18 protein-coding genes, 1 rRNA gene, 2 riboswitches and 1 other annotated feature are annotated in these 21335 nt (G+C 35.1%); of the genes, 8 read left to right on the top strand and 11 right to left on the bottom strand.

The window, feature by feature from the left end:
- A 16S ribosomal RNA gene (locus FHP05_RS14535) occupies positions 1 to 119 on the bottom strand; the annotation flags it as partial.
- 487 nt (positions 120 to 606) lie between these two features.
- Between FHP05_RS14535 and FHP05_RS14530 the strand changes: the two genes are divergently transcribed.
- Positions 607 to 1362, top strand: coding sequence for a hypothetical protein (locus FHP05_RS14530; protein ID WP_147670600.1), 756 nt, complete (start codon positions 607 to 609; stop codon positions 1360 to 1362).
- Between the two features lie 102 nt (positions 1363 to 1464).
- On the opposite strand, the gene leuS is transcribed toward FHP05_RS14530, so the two are convergent.
- Complete coding sequence (gene leuS / locus FHP05_RS14525) at positions 1465 to 3876, bottom strand: leucine--tRNA ligase (protein WP_147670598.1); 2412 nt, start codon at positions 3874 to 3876, stop codon at positions 1465 to 1467.
- Positions 3877 to 3919: 43 nt separating this feature from the next.
- Positions 3920 to 4134: a binding site (T-box leader), on the bottom strand.
- Positions 4135 to 4353: 219 nt separating this feature from the next.
- On the opposite strand from leuS, the gene FHP05_RS14520 reads away from it, so the two are divergent.
- Positions 4354 to 4935, top strand: a complete 582-nt coding sequence (locus FHP05_RS14520; protein ID WP_147670596.1) for a class I SAM-dependent methyltransferase — start codon at positions 4354 to 4356, stop codon at positions 4933 to 4935.
- A 2-nt stretch (positions 4936 to 4937) separates the two neighbouring features.
- Positions 4938 to 5450 (top strand): gamma carbonic anhydrase, encoded by a 513-nt coding sequence (locus tag FHP05_RS14515; RefSeq protein WP_147670594.1) that lies wholly within the window; start codon positions 4938 to 4940, stop codon positions 5448 to 5450.
- Positions 5451 to 5541: 91 nt separating this feature from the next.
- On the opposite strand, the gene metK is transcribed toward FHP05_RS14515, so the two are convergent.
- Complete coding sequence (metK, locus tag FHP05_RS14510; protein ID WP_147670592.1) at positions 5542 to 6738, bottom strand: methionine adenosyltransferase; 1197 nt, start codon at positions 6736 to 6738, stop codon at positions 5542 to 5544.
- 113 nt (positions 6739 to 6851) lie between these two features.
- Positions 6852 to 6958, bottom strand: a riboswitch (SAM riboswitch).
- A gap of 196 nt (positions 6959 to 7154) precedes the next feature.
- Between metK and pckA the strand changes: the two genes are divergently transcribed.
- The 4 genes from pckA (at position 7155) to FHP05_RS14490 (ending at position 11557) form a co-directional block, all read left to right on the top strand.
- Entirely contained in the window at positions 7155 to 8741 is a 1587-nt protein-coding gene (gene pckA, locus FHP05_RS14505) for a phosphoenolpyruvate carboxykinase (ATP) (RefSeq protein ID WP_147670591.1), read from the top strand.
- A gap of 189 nt (positions 8742 to 8930) precedes the next feature.
- On the top strand, positions 8931 to 9926 hold the full coding sequence (locus FHP05_RS14500) for an ABC transporter substrate-binding protein (protein WP_147670589.1): 996 nt from the start codon (positions 8931 to 8933) through the stop codon (positions 9924 to 9926).
- 12 nt (positions 9927 to 9938) lie between these two features.
- Positions 9939 to 10709 (top strand): ABC transporter ATP-binding protein, encoded by a 771-nt coding sequence (locus FHP05_RS14495; RefSeq protein ID WP_147670587.1) that lies wholly within the window; start codon positions 9939 to 9941, stop codon positions 10707 to 10709.
- 38 nt (positions 10710 to 10747) lie between these two features.
- On the top strand, positions 10748 to 11557 hold the full coding sequence (locus tag FHP05_RS14490; protein ID WP_147670585.1) for an ABC transporter permease: 810 nt from the start codon (positions 10748 to 10750) through the stop codon (positions 11555 to 11557).
- Positions 11558 to 11665: 108 nt separating this feature from the next.
- On the opposite strand, the gene ytkD is transcribed toward FHP05_RS14490, so the two are convergent.
- From ytkD to FHP05_RS14455, 7 genes are all read right to left on the bottom strand, one after another.
- Positions 11666 to 12127 (bottom strand): RNA deprotection pyrophosphohydrolase, encoded by a 462-nt coding sequence (ytkD, locus tag FHP05_RS14485; protein ID WP_147670584.1) that lies wholly within the window; start codon positions 12125 to 12127, stop codon positions 11666 to 11668.
- Positions 12128 to 12268: 141 nt separating this feature from the next.
- Complete coding sequence (locus FHP05_RS14480) at positions 12269 to 12589, bottom strand: hydrolase (protein WP_147670582.1); 321 nt, start codon at positions 12587 to 12589, stop codon at positions 12269 to 12271.
- A gap of 58 nt (positions 12590 to 12647) precedes the next feature.
- Entirely contained in the window at positions 12648 to 14096 is a 1449-nt protein-coding gene (locus FHP05_RS14475; protein WP_147670580.1) for an o-succinylbenzoate--CoA ligase, read from the bottom strand.
- Positions 14097 to 14158: 62 nt separating this feature from the next.
- Entirely contained in the window at positions 14159 to 14977 is an 819-nt protein-coding gene (gene menB / locus FHP05_RS14470; protein ID WP_147670578.1) for a 1,4-dihydroxy-2-naphthoyl-CoA synthase, read from the bottom strand.
- 26 nt (positions 14978 to 15003) lie between these two features.
- The gene (gene menH / locus FHP05_RS14465; RefSeq protein WP_147670576.1) at positions 15004 to 15810 is read right to left on the bottom strand and encodes a 2-succinyl-6-hydroxy-2,4-cyclohexadiene-1-carboxylate synthase; all 807 of its coding nucleotides are present in this window, start codon (positions 15808 to 15810) and stop codon (positions 15004 to 15006) included.
- A gap of 2 nt (positions 15811 to 15812) precedes the next feature.
- Positions 15813 to 17564 (bottom strand): 2-succinyl-5-enolpyruvyl-6-hydroxy-3-cyclohexene-1-carboxylic-acid synthase, encoded by a 1752-nt coding sequence (gene menD, locus FHP05_RS14460; RefSeq protein WP_147670574.1) that lies wholly within the window; start codon positions 17562 to 17564, stop codon positions 15813 to 15815.
- Positions 17564 to 18952: an isochorismate synthase gene (locus FHP05_RS14455; RefSeq protein ID WP_147670572.1), complete on the bottom strand. Its 1389-nt coding sequence runs from the start codon at positions 18950 to 18952 to the stop codon at positions 17564 to 17566. Before FHP05_RS14455 ends, menD begins: the two co-directional genes overlap by 1 nt.
- 206 nt (positions 18953 to 19158) lie before the next feature.
- Between FHP05_RS14455 and FHP05_RS14450 the strand changes: the two genes are divergently transcribed.
- Complete coding sequence (locus FHP05_RS14450; RefSeq protein WP_147670570.1) at positions 19159 to 20091, top strand: 1,4-dihydroxy-2-naphthoate polyprenyltransferase; 933 nt, start codon at positions 19159 to 19161, stop codon at positions 20089 to 20091.
- A gap of 260 nt (positions 20092 to 20351) precedes the next feature.
- On the opposite strand, the gene FHP05_RS14445 is transcribed toward FHP05_RS14450, so the two are convergent.
- Positions 20352 to 20945: an ECF transporter S component gene (locus FHP05_RS14445; RefSeq protein ID WP_147670568.1), complete on the bottom strand. Its 594-nt coding sequence runs from the start codon at positions 20943 to 20945 to the stop codon at positions 20352 to 20354.
- Positions 20946 to 21101: 156 nt separating this feature from the next.
- A riboswitch (FMN riboswitch) is annotated at positions 21102 to 21250 on the bottom strand.
- Positions 21251 to 21335: the final 85 nt, after the last annotated feature.

Genomic DNA, 21335 nt, shown 5'->3' with positions numbered 1-21335 from the left:
TCCGCCGCTCGTTTCACAAACATCATCCCGAAGGAATCAGTCTGCTTCCCGCGCTCGACTTGCATGTATTAGGCACGCCGCCAGCGTTCGTCCTGAGCCAAGATCAAACTCTCCAAAAAAGTTATGAGTTCTAATAAGTAAGTACTTATTAGATAAGTTTATCTTAGCAATTTAAATGAAAAACGAGGTACGTTTTTCTTGACATACTGGTCGTTCTGTTCAGTTTTCAAAGAGCAATTTTTTAACTCGTTGCTTTTGAAGCAACTTTTATATTATAACATTTCCAAAAACGAATGTCAATATACTTTTTTAAATATTTCGTGTCTCTTGTTAACCTCTTATTAAAAGCGACTTTACTATAGTAACATGTTTACCACCTTAGAGTCAATATTTTTTGAGGTTTTTTTGAAACTTAGAATATACATCACTTTCTCCAAGGAAAGTAAAAATATTATAGCATGTACTAAGGTGACATGTCAAATAATCTCGGAATAACTTGTTTTTTGTAGAATCTCGACATTACTATGTCATTACGGACAGCAATACATGTATATTTATAAAATAATGAAGAAAAATAATGACATCAATGATTGAAAGAGGTTTTCTATGAAAATAATACAATACATCATCATTCTCTCAATTTCCTTTTTCTTTATTTTAGCTTGTAATTACGTAACATTTGCTGAAAATATGATAAAAGAACCAGCACCACAAAAAATCAATACCTATAATAAAGATATCACTGGTGACGGAATGAAAGAAAAAATTCAATTATTCGGCATTCCATTTACAAATGACTCGGATTACTATAAAGATCTATTTATAGAAATCAAATCGAAGAATCACGAATGGAGAATAAACTATGGTGGAGGCTTTAAACCATACTTACAATTTTTAGACATAAACCATGATGGAATTAAAGATATTATTTATCAAAGTAAAAAGAAAAAAAACATAAACCATACACAAATCCATTATATAAAACATGGCAACATCCAGAATATGGGGCTTCCTAAACAACATATAACAGGAAATTTTAAAAATGACTTTAAAATAAACATTCATCTTACTCCTTTAGAAGACCCACGTACCATTGATATTAAAAATAACGCAGAAAAATATATCGATTCCGGAATTTATAAAAAAAATGGAGAACTTAAAAAGAAAAATACAGTCATTAAGATTCAGCCCTTAACAAAATATGAATCAATGCAAATAAGTGATTCGCAAGGATATGGTTTAAAAAGTAGTCAAGAGATTTATGGAACAAATAAAGATGATTCATTAGGAACGATTGAAACATTATGGTATTTCGAAGATGAAAAGTGGATTATATTACAAACAAAATGGGCAGGAAATTAAATCCCTATATTATATAGGAAACTATCGGTTTTTCTAACACAAAAGTACATCTCTCATAAGAGTGATGTACTTTTATTGATGGATCAATCTATTCTTTTTAAATTAATTTGCCACAATATTTACGAGTTTTCCTGGGATAACAATCACTTTACGTATTGTTTTTCCCTCAATCCATGATTGAATTGTTTCATTTTTTAGGGCAATTCGTTCTAATTCTTCTTTTGAAATATCTTTGGCAACACTTATTTTTGCGCGAACTTTCCCCATAACCTGTAGAACAACTTCAACCTCATTATCAACTAATTTTGATTCATCATATGTTGGCCAGGTTTCATAAGAAATTGTATCGGAATGACCCAATTTCTCCCAAATTTCCTCAGCAATATGTGGAGTAATTGGTGCAATTAGTTTAATAAACCCTTCCACATAATCTTTAGAGATTCTCTCCTGCTTATATCCTTCATTAATGAAAACCATCATTTGTGATATTGCAGTATTAAAATGTAAATTAGCATAATCCTCTGTTACTTTCTTAACGGTTTGATGGTATGTTTTTTCGAGAGCTTCTGTCTGCTCTTCAACAATTTTATCTGAAAGTTTGCCATTCTCATCAACAAATAAACGCCAAATTCTATCTAAAAAACGTTTTGCACCATCTAAACCTGTTTCAGACCAGGATACATCTGCATCTAGTGGTCCCATGAACATCTCATATAGACGAAGTGTGTCTGCACCATGGGACTCCACAATATCATCTGGATTAATGACGTTTCCAAGTGATTTACTCATTTTCACATGACCTTCACCAAGAATCATCCCTTGATTATACAATTTCATAAATGGTTCTTTTGTAGGAACAACACCAAGGTCATATAAAAACTTATGCCAAAAACGTGCATATAACAGATGAAGAACCGCATGTTCTGCTCCACCAATATATAAGTCAACTGGCAACCATTTCTTTAATAGTTCTTTATCCGCTAATTCTTCTTTATTATGCGGGTCAATGAAACGTAGGAAATACCAACTACTTCCTGCCCATTGCGGCATCGTATTAGTTTCTCTACGTCCTTTCATTCCTGTTTCAGGATCTACCACATGAATCCAGTCACTATTTGCTAATGGTGATTCACCTGTTCCAGATGGTTTAATCTCTGTCATCTTAGGTAGTTGTAGTGGTAATTCTTCTTCAGGAACTGCTGTCATTGTTCCATCTTCCCAGTGGATGATTGGAATTGGTTCTCCCCAATAGCGCTGTCTGGAGAATAACCAATCACGTAGACGATACGAAGTTTTTTTCTGACCTTTCTTATTTTCTTCCAACCATGCAATCATCTTTGTAATGGCTGTTTCTTTATCTAAACCATTTAAGAAATCAGAATTAATTAGTTCTCCATCGCCCACATATGCTTCTTCAGAAATATTTCCACCTTTTACAACCTCGATAATTGGTAATTCAAATGTGGTAGCAAATTCATAATCTCGTTCATCATGTGCTGGAACAGCCATAATTGCTCCACTACCATAAGACATTAGAACATAATCGGCAACCCAAATTGGAATTCTCTTCCCATTTACTGGATTGATTGCATATGCACCTGTGAACACACCCGTTTTTTCCTTTGCTAAATCAGTTCTTTCTAAATCTGATTTCGCCTCAACTTTTTTCAAATATGCATCAACAGCAGCTTTTTGATCGCCTGTTGTAATTTTTTTAACAAATGGATGTTCAGGTGCTAAAACAGTGTATGTGGCTCCAAATAATGTATCAGGACGTGTTGTAAATACATCAAAGGATTCATCAAATCCATCAATAGCAAAGGTCACTTCAGCACCTTCAGAGCGACCAATCCAATTTCTTTGCATTTCCTTTAAGTTCTCTGGCCAGTCTAATTCTTCTAGGTCTTCTAGCAATCGGTCTGCATATGCAGTTATTTTTAGAATCCATTGCTTCATCGGTTTACGAATGACTGGGTGTCCACCACGTTCACTTTTGCCGTCAATTACCTCTTCATTTGCTAATACCGTTCCTAAAGCTGGACACCAGTTTACATTTACTTCATCTATATATGCCAATCCTTTTTCATACATTTTAGTAAAAATCCATTGGGTCCATTTATAATACTCTGGATCGATGGTGCTAATTTCTCGGTCCCAATCATAGGAAAACCCTAAATTTTGTAGTTGGTTTCTAAAGGTCGCTACGTTTTTCTTCGTAAATTCAGCCGGGCTATTTCCCGTATCAATTGCATACTGCTCAGCTGGTAATCCAAAAGCATCCCATCCCATTGGATGAAGCACTTCATAGCCCTGCATCCGTTTCATTCGTGACGTGATATCTGTGGCAGTGTAACTCACTGGATGCCCAACATGTAGACCTGCTGCTGATGGATATGGGAACATATCTAGTGCGTACATTTTCTTTTTATCTGTTGTGATATCCGTTTTAAATGTTTTGTTTTCTATCCAATATGTTTGCCATTTCTTTTCAATTTTTCGATGGTTATATCCCATGAAAAATCCCTCCTTTTTATATATAAAAAGCTCCCCATCCCATAAAAGGGACGAGAAGCCATTATTCCCGCGGTACCACCCGAATTAACAAAAAAAATTATTCACTCATTGCCGTAACGTGGCAAACGACAAAAGCTAATAAAATTTCACTTTTGCAGCTTCAAGGTGAGTTCATAAAAATTTAAGGGACAATTTTCACCAACCATTGCCTCTCTTTACCTTAAATAAATTATTACTATTCCTTTTCGACGCTTTTCTACTATTAAAACGTATTTTAATGAAATTTCTTACGATTGTCAAGCATTCCTATATATTTAGAAGAAAAGATTGTTTATAGACAATTGACCTGCGATAGATAGCTCCACAAACACACTATACTACATTTAAGAAAAAAGATTCATTTTCATGTTATAGTAAAGCTATCATTGTTTTTATTAAGTAGTTTTTGTTATTTTTTATGTAAGGAGTATCATAGATATGGTTATGAAAATTTTAGACTTTTCCCATCAATTATTAAAAGATTGTATTAAAGAAGGAGAAACGGTTGTTGATGCCACTTGCGGGAATGGCAATGATACATTATTTCTAAGTAAATTAGTCGGAAAAACTGGACAAGTTTATGCTTTTGATATTCAAGAGCAAGCAATTACACAAACAAAACAACTTTTAGAAGAAAATAAGCAAGTAAATGTAACACTCATCCTCGATAGTCATGCCAATATGGAGAAGTATTTGCCAGAAACAATAAAAGGCAAACTGGGAGGAGCTATTTTTAATCTTGGTTATTTGCCACACAGTGATAAAACGATTATAACAAAAGGAAATACGACCATTCGAGCCATCGATATACTGTTAGATTATATAAAAAAGGATGGTATCATTGTGCTTGTTGTGTATCATGGGCATATTGGTGGAAAAAGGGAAAAAGACCTTGTGTTGGATTATGTAACCAATTTAAATCAATCTTATTATCAAGTACTAGAGTACGGATTTATTAACCAAAAAAATAATCCACCATTTATCATAGCCATCCAGAAAAGGAATCAAAGGAGGAAATAAAAATGCTTTATCCATATAAAAATATGAATCCAAATATCCATGAAACCGTTTATGTTGCAAAAAGTGCCGACATTATTGGGAATGTCGAAATCGACGAACAATCTAGTGTATGGTTTCAAGCGGTCATCCGTGGGGATGTTGCCCCAACGAAAATTGGAAAGCGAGTCAGTGTCCAAGATGCAACTGTCATTCATCAAAGCCCAAATTTACCAGTCATTGTAGAAGATGATGTAACAATTGGTCATCAAGTAACCCTTCATTCTGGAATCATTCGTAAAAATGCTCTTATAGGAATGGGCTCGATTATTCTAGATGGGGCAGAAATTGGAGAAAATGCATATTTAGGTGCGGGTAGTCTTGTCCCACCTGGAAAGAAAATACCGCCACACACGCTTGCATTCGGAAGGCCTGCTAAAGTTGTGCGTAAACTAACAGAAAAAGATTATGAAGAAATGGAACGAATTATACAATCCTATATAGAAAAAGGAAAATACTATAAAAATAATATTGGTTAATTTTTTAAAAAAATTGTTCAAACAATGATATAAAAAGTTCTGGACAGAGATAAAAACAGGCGATGATAAACCTTTATCGCCTGTTTTTTTATTATAAAACTAATTGTTTTAATTCCTCTGTTTTATCTGTTTTCTCCCACGGGAATAAAATATCTGTTCTTCCAAAATGCCCATAGGCAGCAGTATCTTTAAAAATAGGTCTCTGTAGATCTAGCATTTTAATAATACCGGCTGGACGCAAGTCGAATACTTCCCGAATTGCTTGTTCAAGCTGTGCTTCACTTACCTTCCCTGTTCCAAATGTATGAACAGTGATAGACACTGGTTCACTTACTCCAATAGCATAAGCAATTTGGACTTCACATGTTGAAGCAAGCTCTGCAGCAACAATATTTTTCGCAACATATCTAGCAGCATATGAAGCGGAACGGTCAACCTTTGTTGCATCTTTACCACTAAAGGCCCCACCGCCGTGGCGAGCATAACCACCATACGTATCTACAATAATTTTTCTTCCAGTTAAACCAGCATCACCTTGAGGGCCACCTATAACGAAACGGCCTGTTGGATTGATATAATATTTCGTTTTATCATCTAATAAATGTTCAGGTACAATTGGACGAATCACATATTCATGCATGTCTTGTTCAATCTGGTCTAGAGAAATATCTACATGATGCTGTGTTGAAATAACAATTGTGTCTACTCTTAATGGTTGATTATTTTCATCGTATTCAATTGTAACTTGTGTTTTACCATCAGGACGTAAATAACCAACGATTTGTTGCTTACGAACATCTGATAACCGTTTTGCCAATTGATGTGCTAAAGAAATTGGCAGTGGTATCAATTGCTCTGTTTCATTACATGCATATCCGAACATTAACCCTTGGTCACCAGCACCAATTGCCTTGATTTCATCATCTGAAGCCTGCCCTAACCGAGTTTCTAAAGCCTTGTCTACTCCACTTGCAATATCTGGGGACTGTTCATCAATTGCCGTTAAAACAGCACATGTTTCTGCATCAAATCCATATTTTGCACGAGTATAACCAATTTCTTTAATTGTTTTTCTAACTATTGCAGGAATATCTACATATGTATTTGTAGTAATTTCACCTGCCACAAACACCATACCCGTCGTTACTACTGTTTCACAAGCAACTCTGGCATAAGGGTCCCGTTTTAAAATTTCATCCAAAATAGCATCTGAAATTTGATCACTCATTTTATCAGGGTGACCTTCTGTTACTGATTCTGAAGTAAATAAACGCCGATTTTTATTCATGAGGATAAACTCCTTTATATATGGTACGGAACTCTAATTCTTGCTTATATTTGTATAAAAATAAGAAAATCCTTTCCCTATATATATGAGGAAAGGATGAAATATGCCTTTCTCTCTTATTGTTCAAGGTAAATAATCCTTGCTCAGGTTAGCACCTTTTCACTCTATGATGGTTGCTGGGTTTCACAGGGCCTGTCCCTCCACCGACTCTGAATAAGAGTATCCGTTCGTGTTTATACTAGCGAAAGGTACCCTTTATGTCAACTTTTTAACATTCTAGAAATTTTTACATAAACTTTTATTAATTAGTATGGATTATTTAATTGAATGTGTTATACTAATAGCAGATTATGAAAATCAAGCTTATCTATTTATAGAATAACATATAAAATTAACAAAAAGGTAGGTAATTTAACGTGAGCATTGTAAAGCAATCAGTTAGTAAACTTTCAGAACTTCCAAATTTACAGGATAACCTCTCCACCCCCCAGCTTGTTGAAAGAGCTTTATCCCGTAAAGAAGGAGTTTTGAGTTCTATGGGAGCGATCAAATCAACAACAGGAAAATATACTGGACGCTCCCCTAAAGATAGATTCATCGTTAAAGACGAAGTATCCGAGAATTTAGTTGAATGGGGAAAAATAAATAAACCAATTGAAGAAAAATATTTTTTAAGCTTACTAGAAAAAGTAGTTAACTACTTGGAGAAAAAAGATGAAATATTTTCCTTAAACGGTGATGCTGGTGCAGATAAATCATATCAATTACCAATTAAAGTGTACAATGAATATGCTTGGCAAAATTTATTTGCAAAACAAATGTTTATTCGACCTACTGAGGAAGAATTAGAAACACACGAACCAGAATTTACAGTTATTTCTGCACCATCCTATAAAGCTGATCCAAAGGTAGATGGAATAAATTCAGAGGCTTTTGTTCTTATCTCTTTTAAACACCGCATTGTACTTATTGGTGGTACTGAATATGCTGGAGAAATTAAAAAATCTATTTTCTCCACAATGAACTTCCTATTACCACAAAAAGATGTACTATCCATGCATTGTTCTGCAAATGTTGGTGAAAATGATGATGTTGCATTATTCTTCGGATTATCTGGAACAGGAAAAACAACACTTTCTGCTGACAGTGATCGTAAACTAATCGGTGATGATGAACACGGATGGAGTCCAAACGGTGTTTTCAATATTGAGGGTGGATGCTATGCAAAATGCATTAACTTATCACAAGAAAAAGAACCAGAAATATACAATGCTATACGTTTCGGTGCTGTCTTAGAAAACGTAATCCTTGACGAAGATTCACGTATACCAGATTTTGATGATACATCATTAACAGAAAATACAAGGGTTGCCTACCCAATTGAGCATATTGAGAATATTAAAGAGCCAAGTATGGCAGGACATCCAAAAACAATCGTTTTCCTAACTGCGGACGCGTCTGGAGTATTACCTCCAATCAGCCGACTAACTAAAGAACAAGCGATGTATCATTTCCTAAGTGGATACACAAGTAAATTAGCTGGAACAGAGCGTGGCATTACAGAACCACAAGCAACATTCTCTGCTTGCTTTGGTGAACCATTCTTACCATTAGCACCTGCACAATATGCAGAGATGCTCGGAGAAAAAATTGATAAGCATGACGCAAAAGTATTTCTTGTAAATACAGGATGGACCGGTGGAAAATATGGTGTTGGAGAACGAATGAATCTTCCATATACTAGAGCAATGGTAAGAGCTGCAATACGCGGTGAGTTAAATGATGTGACTACTGTTAAAGATGGAATATTCGGTCTAGAAATCCCAACACATATTACAGATGTTCCTGACGATGTACTCATTCCACGTAACACTTGGGAAAATAAAGATGCTTATGATAAAACAGCAAAAGAATTAGCTGTTAAATTCCATGAAAACTTTAAAAAGTTTTCACATGTAAGTGATGAAATTACAAATGCAGGCCCACTGTATCGTGCTAAATAAAAATAAGGGTTAAATATAATACTCTGAAACCAAAATGTACTGCAACAACATATATTAACTTTTTATTAACAATCGACTTCCTTTTAAAAGGAAGTCTTTTTTTTATTTTTCATCTAGGCATTCACATATTTATATAAAAAGCATAGGCTGTTTTAACACATGTCATTTTATAAGAAAGGATTAAAAGAAATGAAAAAAATAAAAAATTTATTGTGTTTCCTCCCTTTTTTATTAATTTTTCTTTTAGCTGCTTGTCAAAATACGGAAGAAGAACAAACCGTTCGTTTAGCAGAAGTTACTAGATCCCTTTTCTATGCCCCGCAATATATTGCTTTGGAAAAAGACTTTTTTAAAGATGAAGGATTAAATGTTGAATTACAAACCACTTGGGGTGGCGATAAAACAATGACATCCTTGTTGTCCGGTGGGGCTGATATTGCTCTGGTTGGCTCCGAGACGTCTATTTATGTTTACGGCCAAAATCCGAAAGACTACGCAGTAAATTTTGCACAATTAACACAAACCGACGGTACTTTTCTAGTTGCTAAATCACCAAAGTCTGATTTTAAATGGGAAGATGTTAAGGGGGAATCTTTCTTAGGACAGCGTAAAGGTGGTATGCCGCAAATGGTCGGAGAATATGTGTTAAAACAGCATCAAATAGACCCGCATAATGATTTAACATTATTACAAAATGTTGATTTCGGAAATATTCCAAGTGCCTTTGTGTCTGGTGATTCAGAGTATGTTCAATTATTCGAACCGACTGCAAGTGTGTTTGAAAAGGAAGGTAAAGGTCATGTCATTGCTTCTTTTGGAGAAGAATCTGGAAAGGTTCCTTATACCGTATTCATGGCTAAACAAAGCTACTTAAATGAAAATACAGAAACCGCAAAAAAATTCACAAGAGCAATTTACAAAGCACAACAATGGGTAGAAAATCATTCATCAGACGAAATTGCTGAATTAATTCAAGACTATTTCGAGGATGTTGAATTAGATATCCTTATATCCTCCATTGATCGATATAAAAGCCAAAACTCCTTTGCAACTACACCAATCCTTGAAAAAGAAGCTTGGGAAACATTGAAAGATATTATGGATGCTGCTGGTGAATTACCAAAAGAGGCCCCTTATAAAGATTTAGTGAATACAGAAATCGCAGAAGAAGTAATGGATGAGTAGGAGGTATCTGAGATGAGTTTTTTATCACTAAAAAAGGTCTCCCATCTATATTTCACAAAAGATTCCTATACAAGAGCATTAGCTGATGTATCATTTTCCATTGCCAAGGGAGAATTCGTTTCCATTTTAGGTCCCAGTGGTTGTGGAAAATCAACTATTCTTTCCATTATTGCTGGTATTATAAAGCAAACAGAAGGAAAAGTCTTGTTTGAAGACCAACCAATCACTGAAACTGATTTAAGAATTGGCTATATGCTCCAACAAGATTATTTATTTCCTTGGAAGACGATTATAGACAATGTCTTACTCGGTCCAAAAGTGCAAGGTAAGAATACAAAACAAACCTTAAATAAAGCATTAAATATATTAGAAGAAGTTGGTTTACCAAAATTAGAAAATGAATACCCCTCTTCTCTTTCAGGTGGAATGCGGCAGCGAGTTGCACTTGTTCGAACATTAATGACAGACCCACAAATTCTCTTACTAGATGAGCCTTTTTCTGCTCTTGATTACCAGACAAAATTGAAATTAGAAAATCTTGTATCTCAATTATTAAAAAATTATCATAAAACTGCCATTCTTGTTACACATGACATCGGAGAAGCAATTTCTATGAGTGATCGAATTATCATAATGGATGCAAATCCTGGTTTGATTTCTAAGATAGTGGAGGTTCCAATTGAATTACGTCATGAAACTCCGTTCTTTGTTAGAAGACACCCGAAATATCAAGCTATATTTGACAATATATGGAAAGAACTAAATAAAGATGCAACAGAATGATCAGTGGAAACCTTCAATCATTATGGGGGTGAGATGAAATGAAAAAGTCACAAACAGATGCTGTATTGTTTAAAAGGCATAGAAAACAACTATCACGCGAGCGTAAGTATATATTTCTATGGCAAATCATTATTTTCATTGGCTTTTTTAGTATATGGGAAATAGCAAGCAGATTACACTGGATTGACCCACTATTATTTAGTTCTCCATCACATATATACTCCTTATTAGTTGATAAAATTAGGGATGGCTCCATGTTAACACATGCAAAAATCACTCTATTTGAAACTGTACTAGGTTTCATTATAGGTACAATCTTAGGTATTTTCATTGCAACAATGCTTTGGCTCTCCCCTCGTATGTCCAAGATTCTAGATCCGTACCTTGTCATATTAAATGCGATGCCAAAAGTAGCCCTTGGTCCGATTATTATCGTTGCATTTGGCCCAGGATACTTATCAATCATTGCTATGGGAGCCATTATATCAGTAATTATTACAACCATTGTCGTTTATACTGCATTTACGGAAGTTGATGAAAACTATATGAAAGTATTACAAAGCTTTGGTGCTACAAAATGGGTTAGTTTCAAAGAGGCGATTTTTCCAGCTACATTACCTGTCATGATATCAACACTAAAAGTCAACGTTGGACTTTCTTGGGTAGGTGTAATTGTGGGTGAGTTTCTTGCATCAAGAGAAGGGTTAGGCTTTCTAATTGTTTATGGTTTTCAAGTATTTGATTTCACATTAGTCATGGCGAGTCTCTTATTGATTGCCATTTTTGCTGCCATCATGTATAAATTTGTAGAAAAAATTGAATCAATGTTAATTAAAAATAAGGCGTAAGTCACTTTCAGGGTTATCTTATCGGAATAGGAGCATCACTTTACTTTTTGAATAAAACACCGAGAACCATATAAAATAAGTGCCCACAGTAAATGTGTAGCACTTATTTTATTCATTTATTTTTTCCATACAATATGTCAGCACATCATCTTTCATGATGAAACTGTAATGGCCTAATTGTTTCACATTTGTTGGAATCTCGTTCAATAGAACTGGGCCATTTGTTTCAAAATAAGTATCTTGCTTTATTAATTTTTCTATATTTGCAAAATATACATTTTTGATGACATCTCCATTTTTGCCATTTACATAATATTGCCCAATATATTCAAGGAATCCTACAATGCCCCCTGTTTCTTCTTTTACCTCCCGTACAGCCGCTTGTTCGGCCGTTTCTCCTTCTTCTACTTTACCTCCAGGAAATTCAAGACCTCTTTCTTTATGTTCTGTAAGTAACCATTGATGATTATATTTACAAATAACCCATACATGTTTTGGTAATCTTGAAAATGGATGATTTTCAAATGAAAGTTGTACTTTGTTTCTATAATAATCCGTAAAAATATACATGATTTCAACTACCTTTTCGATAATATAATAATCACTTCTTTCTATTCTATTTTATAAAGGTATTTTTTACAAAGTATTACCTTTAAATATTTATTCAAAAAAATAAGGAATAAGACAATTTCTCTTATTCCTTTCTGTCCCTTACAACGGACGATTATTTAGGATACCCATTGTTTGAATATGTTCTTTTGTTTCATCATCACCAAGATCATGCATCATTTGAAATGCTCCCATTAAATTTTGGTCATAATTATAATTTGCCGTATCGTTATGGTATTCTACAAAAGGGACATGAGCTCGCCAGAATGTGGTGAAATTCTCCTCATCCATGGTATTTAGAATCGATCGTAACTGTTCTATTTCTTCATCATCTGCATAAATACAAAAGTTGGCAGTTCCTTGATAATTCTCTTCAGAAATTTCATGTGATGCTAAATCGACATAATACTTTTGTTTTGTCATACGTACACCTCCTACACATAATTTGTCACAATTATATGTGAAGCATACATACGCAGGTTTAAAATTCTTGTTTTAATTTTGAACGAACTATTTTTTTAGAAGCATTTCTAGGGAGCTCATTTATGAAATATACTTGTTTTGGCACTTTGTATTTTGCCAATCTTTGTTTAGCAAACTCAATCACTCTATCTTCTGATAAGTAATTCTCTCTTTTAACAATAAAAGCAACAGGAACTTCTCCCCAATTGGAGTCTGGTTTTCCTACAATCGCTACTTCATTTATTTCAGGTAATTCACTAAGGACGTTTTCAATCTCTGTTGGGTAAATATTTTCTCCACCAGATATGATTAAATCATTTCGCCTATCTACTACGTATAAAAAACCTTCTTCATCTATAAATCCTAAATCCCCTGTTCGCAGCCAACCATCATCAAAAGCTTTTGTATTAGCCTCTTCATTTCGGTAATATGCTTTTGTAACCATAGGTCCTTTAACATGGATTTCTCCAACTCCATCTGCTTGCGGTTGTGATATTTTTAATTGAGCCGGGACCAATGGTTTACCAGATGAACCAATTTTTCTTAGTGCATCATATGGACTTAATGTAACGATTTGAGAGGATGTCTCTGTCATACCATAGGATTGGAAGACAGGGATTTCTTTTTGCTTCGCTTTTTCTAAAAGACTTTCAGGAGCAGGACCGCCCCCAAGAAGCATTCCCCTAAAAGCTTTTGGATATTTTTCAGTTCCTAATGATTCAATTAATCGCTTCAGCATAACGGTAACAACAGAAACAATGGTTACTCCCTTATGTTGAATGGCCATGTTCACCTGATTCGGTTCAAACTTATCAACAAGATAGACAGGCATTCCATAGATTACGCTTTTTAAAAAAATGGACAACCCACCAACATGGAAAAACGGTAAAACCGCTAGCCATTTATCTTGTTTTGATAACCCTAAGTTTAATGCGGAACCAATTGCACTCCACCAATGGTTCCCATATGTATGAATAACACCTTTCGGAAAACCGGTTGTTCCTGAGGTGTAAATAATCGTAAATGGGTCATCTAACTTTATTTCCTGTTTTAGTGGGATTTCTTTCTCCTCTATAGCAGTTAGTTCCTTAAAACTGTATCTTTCTTTTATCTGTAATGATAGTCCCTTTTCCTTTAATTGTTCATGATATAGAAGCAAAGAAACCTCTGCATCATCCATTTGGAACTGTAGTTCACTCGCTGTTAAGCGAATGTTTAAAAGGACTCCTACTGCACCTAAATAGCTTAGGGCATGGATTAAAATAATCATATTTACATCATTGGTTGATAAAATACCGATATGATCTCCTTTTTTCACACCCTTATTTGCCAGCTTTTTTGCAAAGGATTGGCTTTGTTGCTTCAAATCAAAAAAAGTAATTACTTCTCCATTCTCTAATTCGATTGCAGGAATATCTGGGGATAAAGACGATTGTTTGGTTAACCAATGTGGAATTACTTCTGACATATATAATTCACCCTTCTAGTGTAAAAAACCTTTGCCCAAGAGCAAAGGTTTTTTACATTGTATTATGGAAAACGTGGAAACTGATTGAAGTCTGGGTCACGTTTTTCTTTAAATGCATCTCTTCCTTCTTTTGCTTCATCTGTTGTGTAATAAAGAAGGGTTGCATCTCCACCCATTTGTTGTAATCCTGCTAGACCATCTGTTGCCGCATTAAAGGAAGCTTTTAAGAAACGTAGGGCTGTTGGTGATTTTTTAAGGATTTCTTCACACCAATTTAGGGTTTCATTTTCTAGTTCTTCATATGGTACAACTTTATTGACCATACCCATTTCATACGCTTCTTCTGCATTGTATTGACGGCATAGGTACCAAATTTCACGAGCACGTTTTTGACCAATCATCTCTGCTAGTAAACCTGCACCATATCCTGCATCAAAGCTACCTACTTTTGGTCCAGTTTGACCGAAGATTGCATTATCCGCTGCAATGGTTAGATCACATACGACATGTAAAACATGCCCACCACCAATTGCATAGCCAGATACCATTGCAATGACTGGTTTAGGAATGGTACGGATTAAACGTTGTAAGTCAAGTACATTTAAACGTGGTACTTGGTCACTTCCAACATATCCTCCGTGCCCACGGACAGTTTGGTCTCCACCTGAACAAAATGCCTTTTCCCCTTGTCCTGTTAAAATAATTACTCCTACAGAAGAATCATCACGTGCATCTGCAAATGCATCAATCATCTCATTTACTGTAAGTGGTGTAAATGCGTTTCTTTTTTCTGGACGGTTAATCGTTACCTTTGCAATTCCATTATATTTTTCATAAATAATTTCTTCATATTCTCTTGCCTTTTTCCATTCTACTGACATGGTAGATATCCTCCCTTAAATATGTACTATTGGATTGAGTGAAGATGGTCCAATACTATTTTACCAAATTTTTCAGCTTGTTCCACATGAATTGTATGTCCTGCATATTTTATTTCGGTCAAACATGCATTTGGGAAGTGTTTTTTCATTTTTTTATTTATTCGAATAAATTTTTCATCCTGTTCACCAACCAATAATAAAACTGGTTTTGTCCAGGTGTGTAGTTGTTCCCACCAGCTTGGCTGCCTTCCTGTTCCCATGAAACGTAACGATTGGGCAAGCCCTTCTTCGCTTTGAGATAGCCGTTCCATACGAATTTGCTTTTGAACAGAAGTCGGTAACAATTTTTGGGTAGAAAATAGTGGGATATTTTCCCAAAAGGAAACAAATGCTTTGATACCTTCTTTTTCAATTCGGGTTGCCAATTGCTCATCCTGTTTTATCCGACTGATTCGCTCTTCTTCCGTTATAAGTCCAGGTGAAGCACTCTCTAAAATAATTGATTTCACCTTACTTGGAAAAAGCATCGCATAAGATAGAGCTGTTCTTCCCCCCATCGAATACCCTAAAAGGTGATAAGATGGTATTTTTAATAGGGTTAACAATTCATGTAAATCACGACAACAAGCTTCCATTGTTCTTGGGGGTGTCATTGTTTTCCCGTGACCCGGTAAGTCAATCAGAACTAATTGGTAATCTGATTTCCATTGGGATATAAAGCTTGTCCATGTTTTTGTACTACTTGTAAAGCCATGTAAAACCACAAGTGTTTCCTTATCTCTATCCCCATAGACTTCATACCAATAAGTTGCATCATCTATTGTAACATACATTATTATTCGCACCTCATCTGTAAGATTTCAGATTGGATTTGTTGCCATTTGTTACGGTGCCATTCTTTATTTTCTGTACGGTCTGATTTTACCTCAATGATAGATAATCCTCTTTCCTGATAACTTTGATGTAATGCTGCTTTAAATGACTCTATACTCTTTGGTACAGAATAATTTGCTTCATATAGTGCTGCTGTATGTTTAAAATCAAGATGTAATGGTGTACCGAACAATAATTCAAATTGCTTTTTATTTTTTGTTTCTGCTTGTGGCAAATAGGAGAAAATCCCACCACCATTATTATTCATTAGTACAATCGTTACATCGAGATGATATTGCTTAGCTGCTAGTAAGCCATTCATATCATGATAAAAGGATAAGTCACCAATTAATAATGTAACCCTTCTTCTTGTAGCCCCCGCCCCAACACTACTTGATACAACACCGTCAATTCCATTTGCTCCACGGTTAGCCAGAAGAGAAAAACGTTTTTCACTTACCATTAAAAAGGTATCCACATCTCGTATTGCCATACTATTTCCAATAAATAAAGTGGATTCTTCTGGGACTTGTTCTAATAAAATTCTTGTGGCATTTCCTTCCGTAAGTTTCATATCCTCCTCATTTACCAGGTGATAGCGGGCAATGTCATTCATTTTTATCCATGTTTCTAACCACTCAGACCTCGATTGATGTGGCACATGTTTTTCAACTTGTTTACAAAATAAAACAGGATCAACGTGCACCATATTAGTCGAGTTACCGACCGGTTCGCGAATTCCAACAAACGGTTCAACAACAAATTGCGGGATATGCGCATTTTCCTTCATATAAAACAAAAAAGCTTTTGATATTGGCATTGCACCAAATCGGATGATAAAATCTGGTGTAAGAGATTTACGAATCGCATTATCTCGTAAAAAAGCATCATATGTTTCAACTATATTTCCTTTATTATGTTCTCCCGTTCGCAATTGTGATAATGGGTCAGCTAAAATAGGTATTTGCCATTTGGTAGCAAGTGTCACAATTACTTGTGCAAGCTGTTTATTTGTTTGTGGACCTACGACAAATAAGCCCTTTTTATGATGTTGTAATAGGTTTTTAATTTCCTCTATTTGTTCAGATGTGAGTTGTTTTATTCCATCATAAAAAGGTGTAAATGGACGGTTTTCTTCTAGTTCTTCTCCCCAAATATTTTCTAAGTTAAAATCGGGTACCAATGGTTCACGAAATGGGAAATTCAAATGAACCGGTCCACATACACCTTGATTAGCTGTTTGTACTGCTCGAGAGGCATTCCTTCTCACATAATGAAACATCGCATCACTTGCTTCAGGTAGAGCCATCTCATGAAACCATTTTACATAACCACCAAACATTTTTATTTGATCAATTGCTTGTGGTGCACCAATATCACGTAATTCATGTGGTCTGTCCGCTGTTAAAATCAATAGTGGAACACGACTATAATGGGCTTCTACGATTGCCGGAAAGTAATTCGCTGCTGCTGTTCCGGATGTACATACTAATGCAACTGTTTTTTCTGATTCCTTTGCCAATCCTAAAGCAAAGAAGGCAGCAGAACGTTCATCAACTAGTATCCATTCTTTTATTTGTGGATGTTGTACCATTGTCATTGATAATGGAGTAGACCTTGAACCAGGTGAAATAACGACATCTGTTACACCACTTTTTGCCAATTCATCTACAAAATTGGCTGTATATCGTGTTAATACTTCTGTATGTTCCATCATGATCCTCCTAAAACAGACAACATTGGTAAAAACTTAATTTTTGTTTCCTCATACTCTGTTTGCGTATCGGAATCTTTGACTATACCACAACCAGCGAATAATGATGCTTCCTTCTCTTGAATAAGTGCAGATCGAATCGCTACAGCAAACTCACCATTGTCATGACAATCTATCCATCCAATTGGTGCTCCATACCAACCTCGATCCAGGTGTTCATGTTCCCGTATAAATGCTAGTGCTGTATCTTTCGGTGTCCCTCCTAATGCAGGTGTAGGATGTAAGGTGTCAATCAAATCGAATAAGTGTTGGCCACTTTTTAAAATAGCTGTAACAGGTGTATATAAATGTTGTAAATTTTTTAATGGATAAACGGTCGGTGTATTTGGAATATCTATTTTGTAACAAAATGGTTCAATTGATTGTCGAATCATTTGCACAACATAGTCATGTTCTTCTCGATTTTTCTTATCATGAAATAATTCGTTATTTAGTCTTTCATCTTCTTCATCTGTTCTTCCACGTGGTGCTGTTCCGGCAACACACATCGACTGTAATTGATTTCCCTCTACATTAATTAACTGCTCTGGTGTTGCACCAACAAAACAGTCTGTCCCCTGTTCATAAGCAAATACATAACTATTTGGTTGTGTTGCGATTAATGTATGTAGCACACTAGTAATGTCCACCGATTGGGATAAATGCAGGCGTAATTCACGAGCCAGGACAATTTTTTCAGTTTGCTTTTGTTGAATGTTCACTTTTGCATCCTCTATCGCCTGTTTCCATTGCTCTGGATTTATCTCTTGTTTATCTATAATTTTTCCCATTGTAGGATGTATCGTTCTTTCCCCTAGTAATTGTTTCTCTATATTCTCATATTCTTTCAAACATTCTTCTATATTTTCATCTTTGTTTATCAACATATTTATCGTTACGTAAAAACTATCCTTCTTTTTAATAAATAGAAATTGAGGAATCCGAAATTCATTTTCAGCAAATTTAGCCCATAATGGTGTCGGAGCTTTCTTAGGGTCAAAAGCAATTCCTCCAAAGGCAACCAATCCTACTCCTGCTTCTTGATATGGGTTATAGATTATCGCCTCTTTAACTATTCTTCTCCACTTGTTATAAATAGCTTGTTTTCCTTCATTTTCAACAACAATCTCGGTTATATTACCGATACCAACAAATATATATTGGTCATCATATCGTTTCCAAAACATCCGTTTTTTTTGTGAAAGCTCTTTCCCATTTTCAAAAATTGCTAACGGATTAAAATCATTTATCTTTCTTGTATAACTAACTAATTGACGATTTACTTTCTTACCTTCTTCTTTCGCCTTCGTTAAGATTTCTTTTAAGTTTAGGTTTCGCGTGTCTGTCATCTATTATATCCTCCAAAAACAATTAAACATTTAAACATACATCTTCTATTTTATGCTGTTCGCTGTTGATTCTCAAGGAATGGCTTTTCAATTTTACATAAATATCTAAAATCTATTTTAACCAAGAGAAACTATTCGATTAATTGACATGATAGCCTACTTTACATAAACTTAATGTGGATATCATTATCCCAGGAGGAAAAAGCATGCAAACAACAAATAAAAACATAAAAAATGCACTAAATGAAAAAGATGGCTTCCATGTTTGGTGGCGTCTTCTTAGACCGCATACATTGACCGCTTCTTTTGTACCAGTTTTTATCGGGACAATGGCTGCTCTTTTAGAAGGCCCCATCCATATCGGCCTGTTTATAGCCATGTTAGTCGCTTCTATCTTGATTCAATCCGCTACAAATATGTTCAATGAGTATTATGATTATGTACGTGGACTAGACCATGAAGGTTCAGTTGGTATTGGAGGAACAATTGTTCGTGATGGCGTTTCACCAAAAACTATTTTAAATTTAGCTATTTTGTTTTTCGGAATTGCTATTTTACTCGGTTTTTATATTTCCTTTACTTCTAGTTGGTGGGTTGCAGTTATCGGTGTTGTCGGTATGATTATTGGTTATTTATATACCGGTGGTCCGTTACCAATCGCCTATACACCCTTTGGTGAATTATTTTCTGGATTACTAATGGGAACTGTCATTATTGGTATTAGCTATTTTATTCAAACATTGACCATTACCAAAGAGATTATTTTTATTTCTATTCCAGTTGCTATCTTTATCGGAGCAATTCTTTTAGCTAATAATATTCGTGATTTAGATAATGACAAGGAGAGTGGTCGTCGTACCCTCGCTATCTTACTAGGTAGAAAACAAGCCATTCAATTTTTAGGACTAATGTTTTTAATTGCCTATGCACTAACAGCTATCTATATCATTAACGATATTCTTCCAATTTGGTCTGTCATTACCTTTTTAAGTACTTTTAAAGCAATAGAAGTTATTAAAAAATTCCAAGGAAAGACAAAGCCTATTGAAATGATGCCTGCCATGGTAGCTACTGGAAAAACAAATACAATCTATGGGTTCTTACTTGGATTATCATTACTATTGGAAAAAATAATATAGAGCGTGAAAGATATGTTTTACCAACATAACTGGCTCACCAGCCACTTCCGGAAAGCAAAACTTCAATAAGTGGGGGTTTTCTTCATCTCCCACTAAATGTAAGTTGAACGAATCGAGCCTTTACTGGCTGTTGATCCTCCACTTATAATTCTTGAGTATCTCGAATTCTTGAAGTGGAGGTCTTGCAGCCAGGTAATCCACAAAAAAATCTGCCCATCAAATGGATGGACAGATTTTTTATTTATCACAGGTTAACTGTTTTATGAAATCATTTGGTGCTGTTTGGATTCAATCCATTGACGCATCTTTAAGAATAATGGTGTAAACACAAGTCCAAGAATGATTCCCTTTAATAGATTAAAAGGAAGTATTCCATATAAGACAGCCACTTTTTTAACACTTGCTATCTGCATCTCTTCCATCCCCATAAACATGGCGTAAACTGGTAGGATAACAAAATAATTTAAAACACTCATCGCAACAGCCATAACGATTGTTCCAATGATAAGGCCTGAAATAACGCTCTTTGTTCGTTTATATTTATGATAAAACACGGAAACCGGAACAACAAATAAAACACCTGCTATAAAATTCGCACTAACTCCGACTGGTTCTCCACCACCGACAAGAAGATATAAGATATTCTTTATTGCTTCTACAATCACACCAGCAATTGGTGAAAATATAAATGCTGCAATTAAAGCTGGTACCTCACTAAAGTCTATTTTTAAATAACTTGGCAAAATTGGTAGTGGAAAATTAAGAAAAAGTAATAAAAGTGAGATGGTTCCCAAAATTGATAAGATAATCATTTTTAATAATTTCGATGATTGTATATTTGCTTTTGATTTCATTCTTCTTCCTCCTTCATCTTATATCGATTCACATCTCGTGATGAAGGATTAGCCTATCTGCTTTTGTTATAAAATATAAAAACCCTAAAGCCTAACCGGGGCTTTAGGGTAATAAATTCGCAGAAAAACAAGGTACATAATGCACCTGTTGTAGCTAGTCATCTTCTCCCATCCAGACTTTAACTGTCGGTTCTGGAATTGCACCAGATCAGCCGTTAGGAATATCCTAACAGGTCACGGACTTTGAGTAATTCTTATTACCCATTACCGTCGGTCGGGAATCACACCCTGCCCCGAAGATACGAATCGATATTTAATTATATTTATATAATAACTGAAATGTGTAGATTTCGCAAGTAGAATATCCTCCCAATACCTGTAAAAAAGGTA

It is taken from the genome of Cerasibacillus terrae (genome assembly GCF_008039555.1).
Classification (GTDB): Bacteria; Bacillota; Bacilli; order Bacillales; family Amphibacillaceae; genus Cerasibacillus; species Cerasibacillus terrae.
Note: the sequence above shows the minus strand (reverse complement) of the source record. Positions and strands in the feature narration are given on the sequence as shown.

Coding starts and splice junctions, on each gene's coding strand:
- FHP05_RS14530 (WP_147670600.1), top strand. CDS start 607: ATGAAAATAATACAATACATCATCATTCTCTCAATTTCCTTTTTCTTT.
- leuS (WP_147670598.1), bottom strand. CDS start 3,876: ATGGGATATAACCATCGAAAAATTGAAAAGAAATGGCAAACATATTGG.
- FHP05_RS14520 (WP_147670596.1), top strand. CDS start 4,354: ATGGTTATGAAAATTTTAGACTTTTCCCATCAATTATTAAAAGATTGT.
- FHP05_RS14515 (WP_147670594.1), top strand. CDS start 4,938: ATGCTTTATCCATATAAAAATATGAATCCAAATATCCATGAAACCGTT.
- metK (WP_147670592.1), bottom strand. CDS start 6,738: ATGAATAAAAATCGGCGTTTATTTACTTCAGAATCAGTAACAGAAGGT.
- FHP05_RS14500 (WP_147670589.1), top strand. CDS start 8,931: ATGAAAAAAATAAAAAATTTATTGTGTTTCCTCCCTTTTTTATTAATT.
- FHP05_RS14495 (WP_147670587.1), top strand. CDS start 9,939: ATGAGTTTTTTATCACTAAAAAAGGTCTCCCATCTATATTTCACAAAA.
- FHP05_RS14490 (WP_147670585.1), top strand. CDS start 10,748: ATGAAAAAGTCACAAACAGATGCTGTATTGTTTAAAAGGCATAGAAAA.
- ytkD (WP_147670584.1), bottom strand. CDS start 12,127: ATGTATATTTTTACGGATTATTATAGAAACAAAGTACAACTTTCATTT.
- FHP05_RS14480 (WP_147670582.1), bottom strand. CDS start 12,589: ATGACAAAACAAAAGTATTATGTCGATTTAGCATCACATGAAATTTCT.
- FHP05_RS14475 (WP_147670580.1), bottom strand. CDS start 14,096: ATGTCAGAAGTAATTCCACATTGGTTAACCAAACAATCGTCTTTATCC.
- menB (WP_147670578.1), bottom strand. CDS start 14,977: ATGTCAGTAGAATGGAAAAAGGCAAGAGAATATGAAGAAATTATTTAT.
- menH (WP_147670576.1), bottom strand. CDS start 15,810: ATGTATGTTACAATAGATGATGCAACTTATTGGTATGAAGTCTATGGG.
- menD (WP_147670574.1), bottom strand. CDS start 17,564: ATGGAACATACAGAAGTATTAACACGATATACAGCCAATTTTGTAGAT.
- FHP05_RS14455 (WP_147670572.1), bottom strand. CDS start 18,952: ATGACAGACACGCGAAACCTAAACTTAAAAGAAATCTTAACGAAGGCG.
- FHP05_RS14450 (WP_147670570.1), top strand. CDS start 19,159: ATGCAAACAACAAATAAAAACATAAAAAATGCACTAAATGAAAAAGAT.
- FHP05_RS14445 (WP_147670568.1), bottom strand. CDS start 20,945: ATGAAATCAAAAGCAAATATACAATCATCGAAATTATTAAAAATGATT.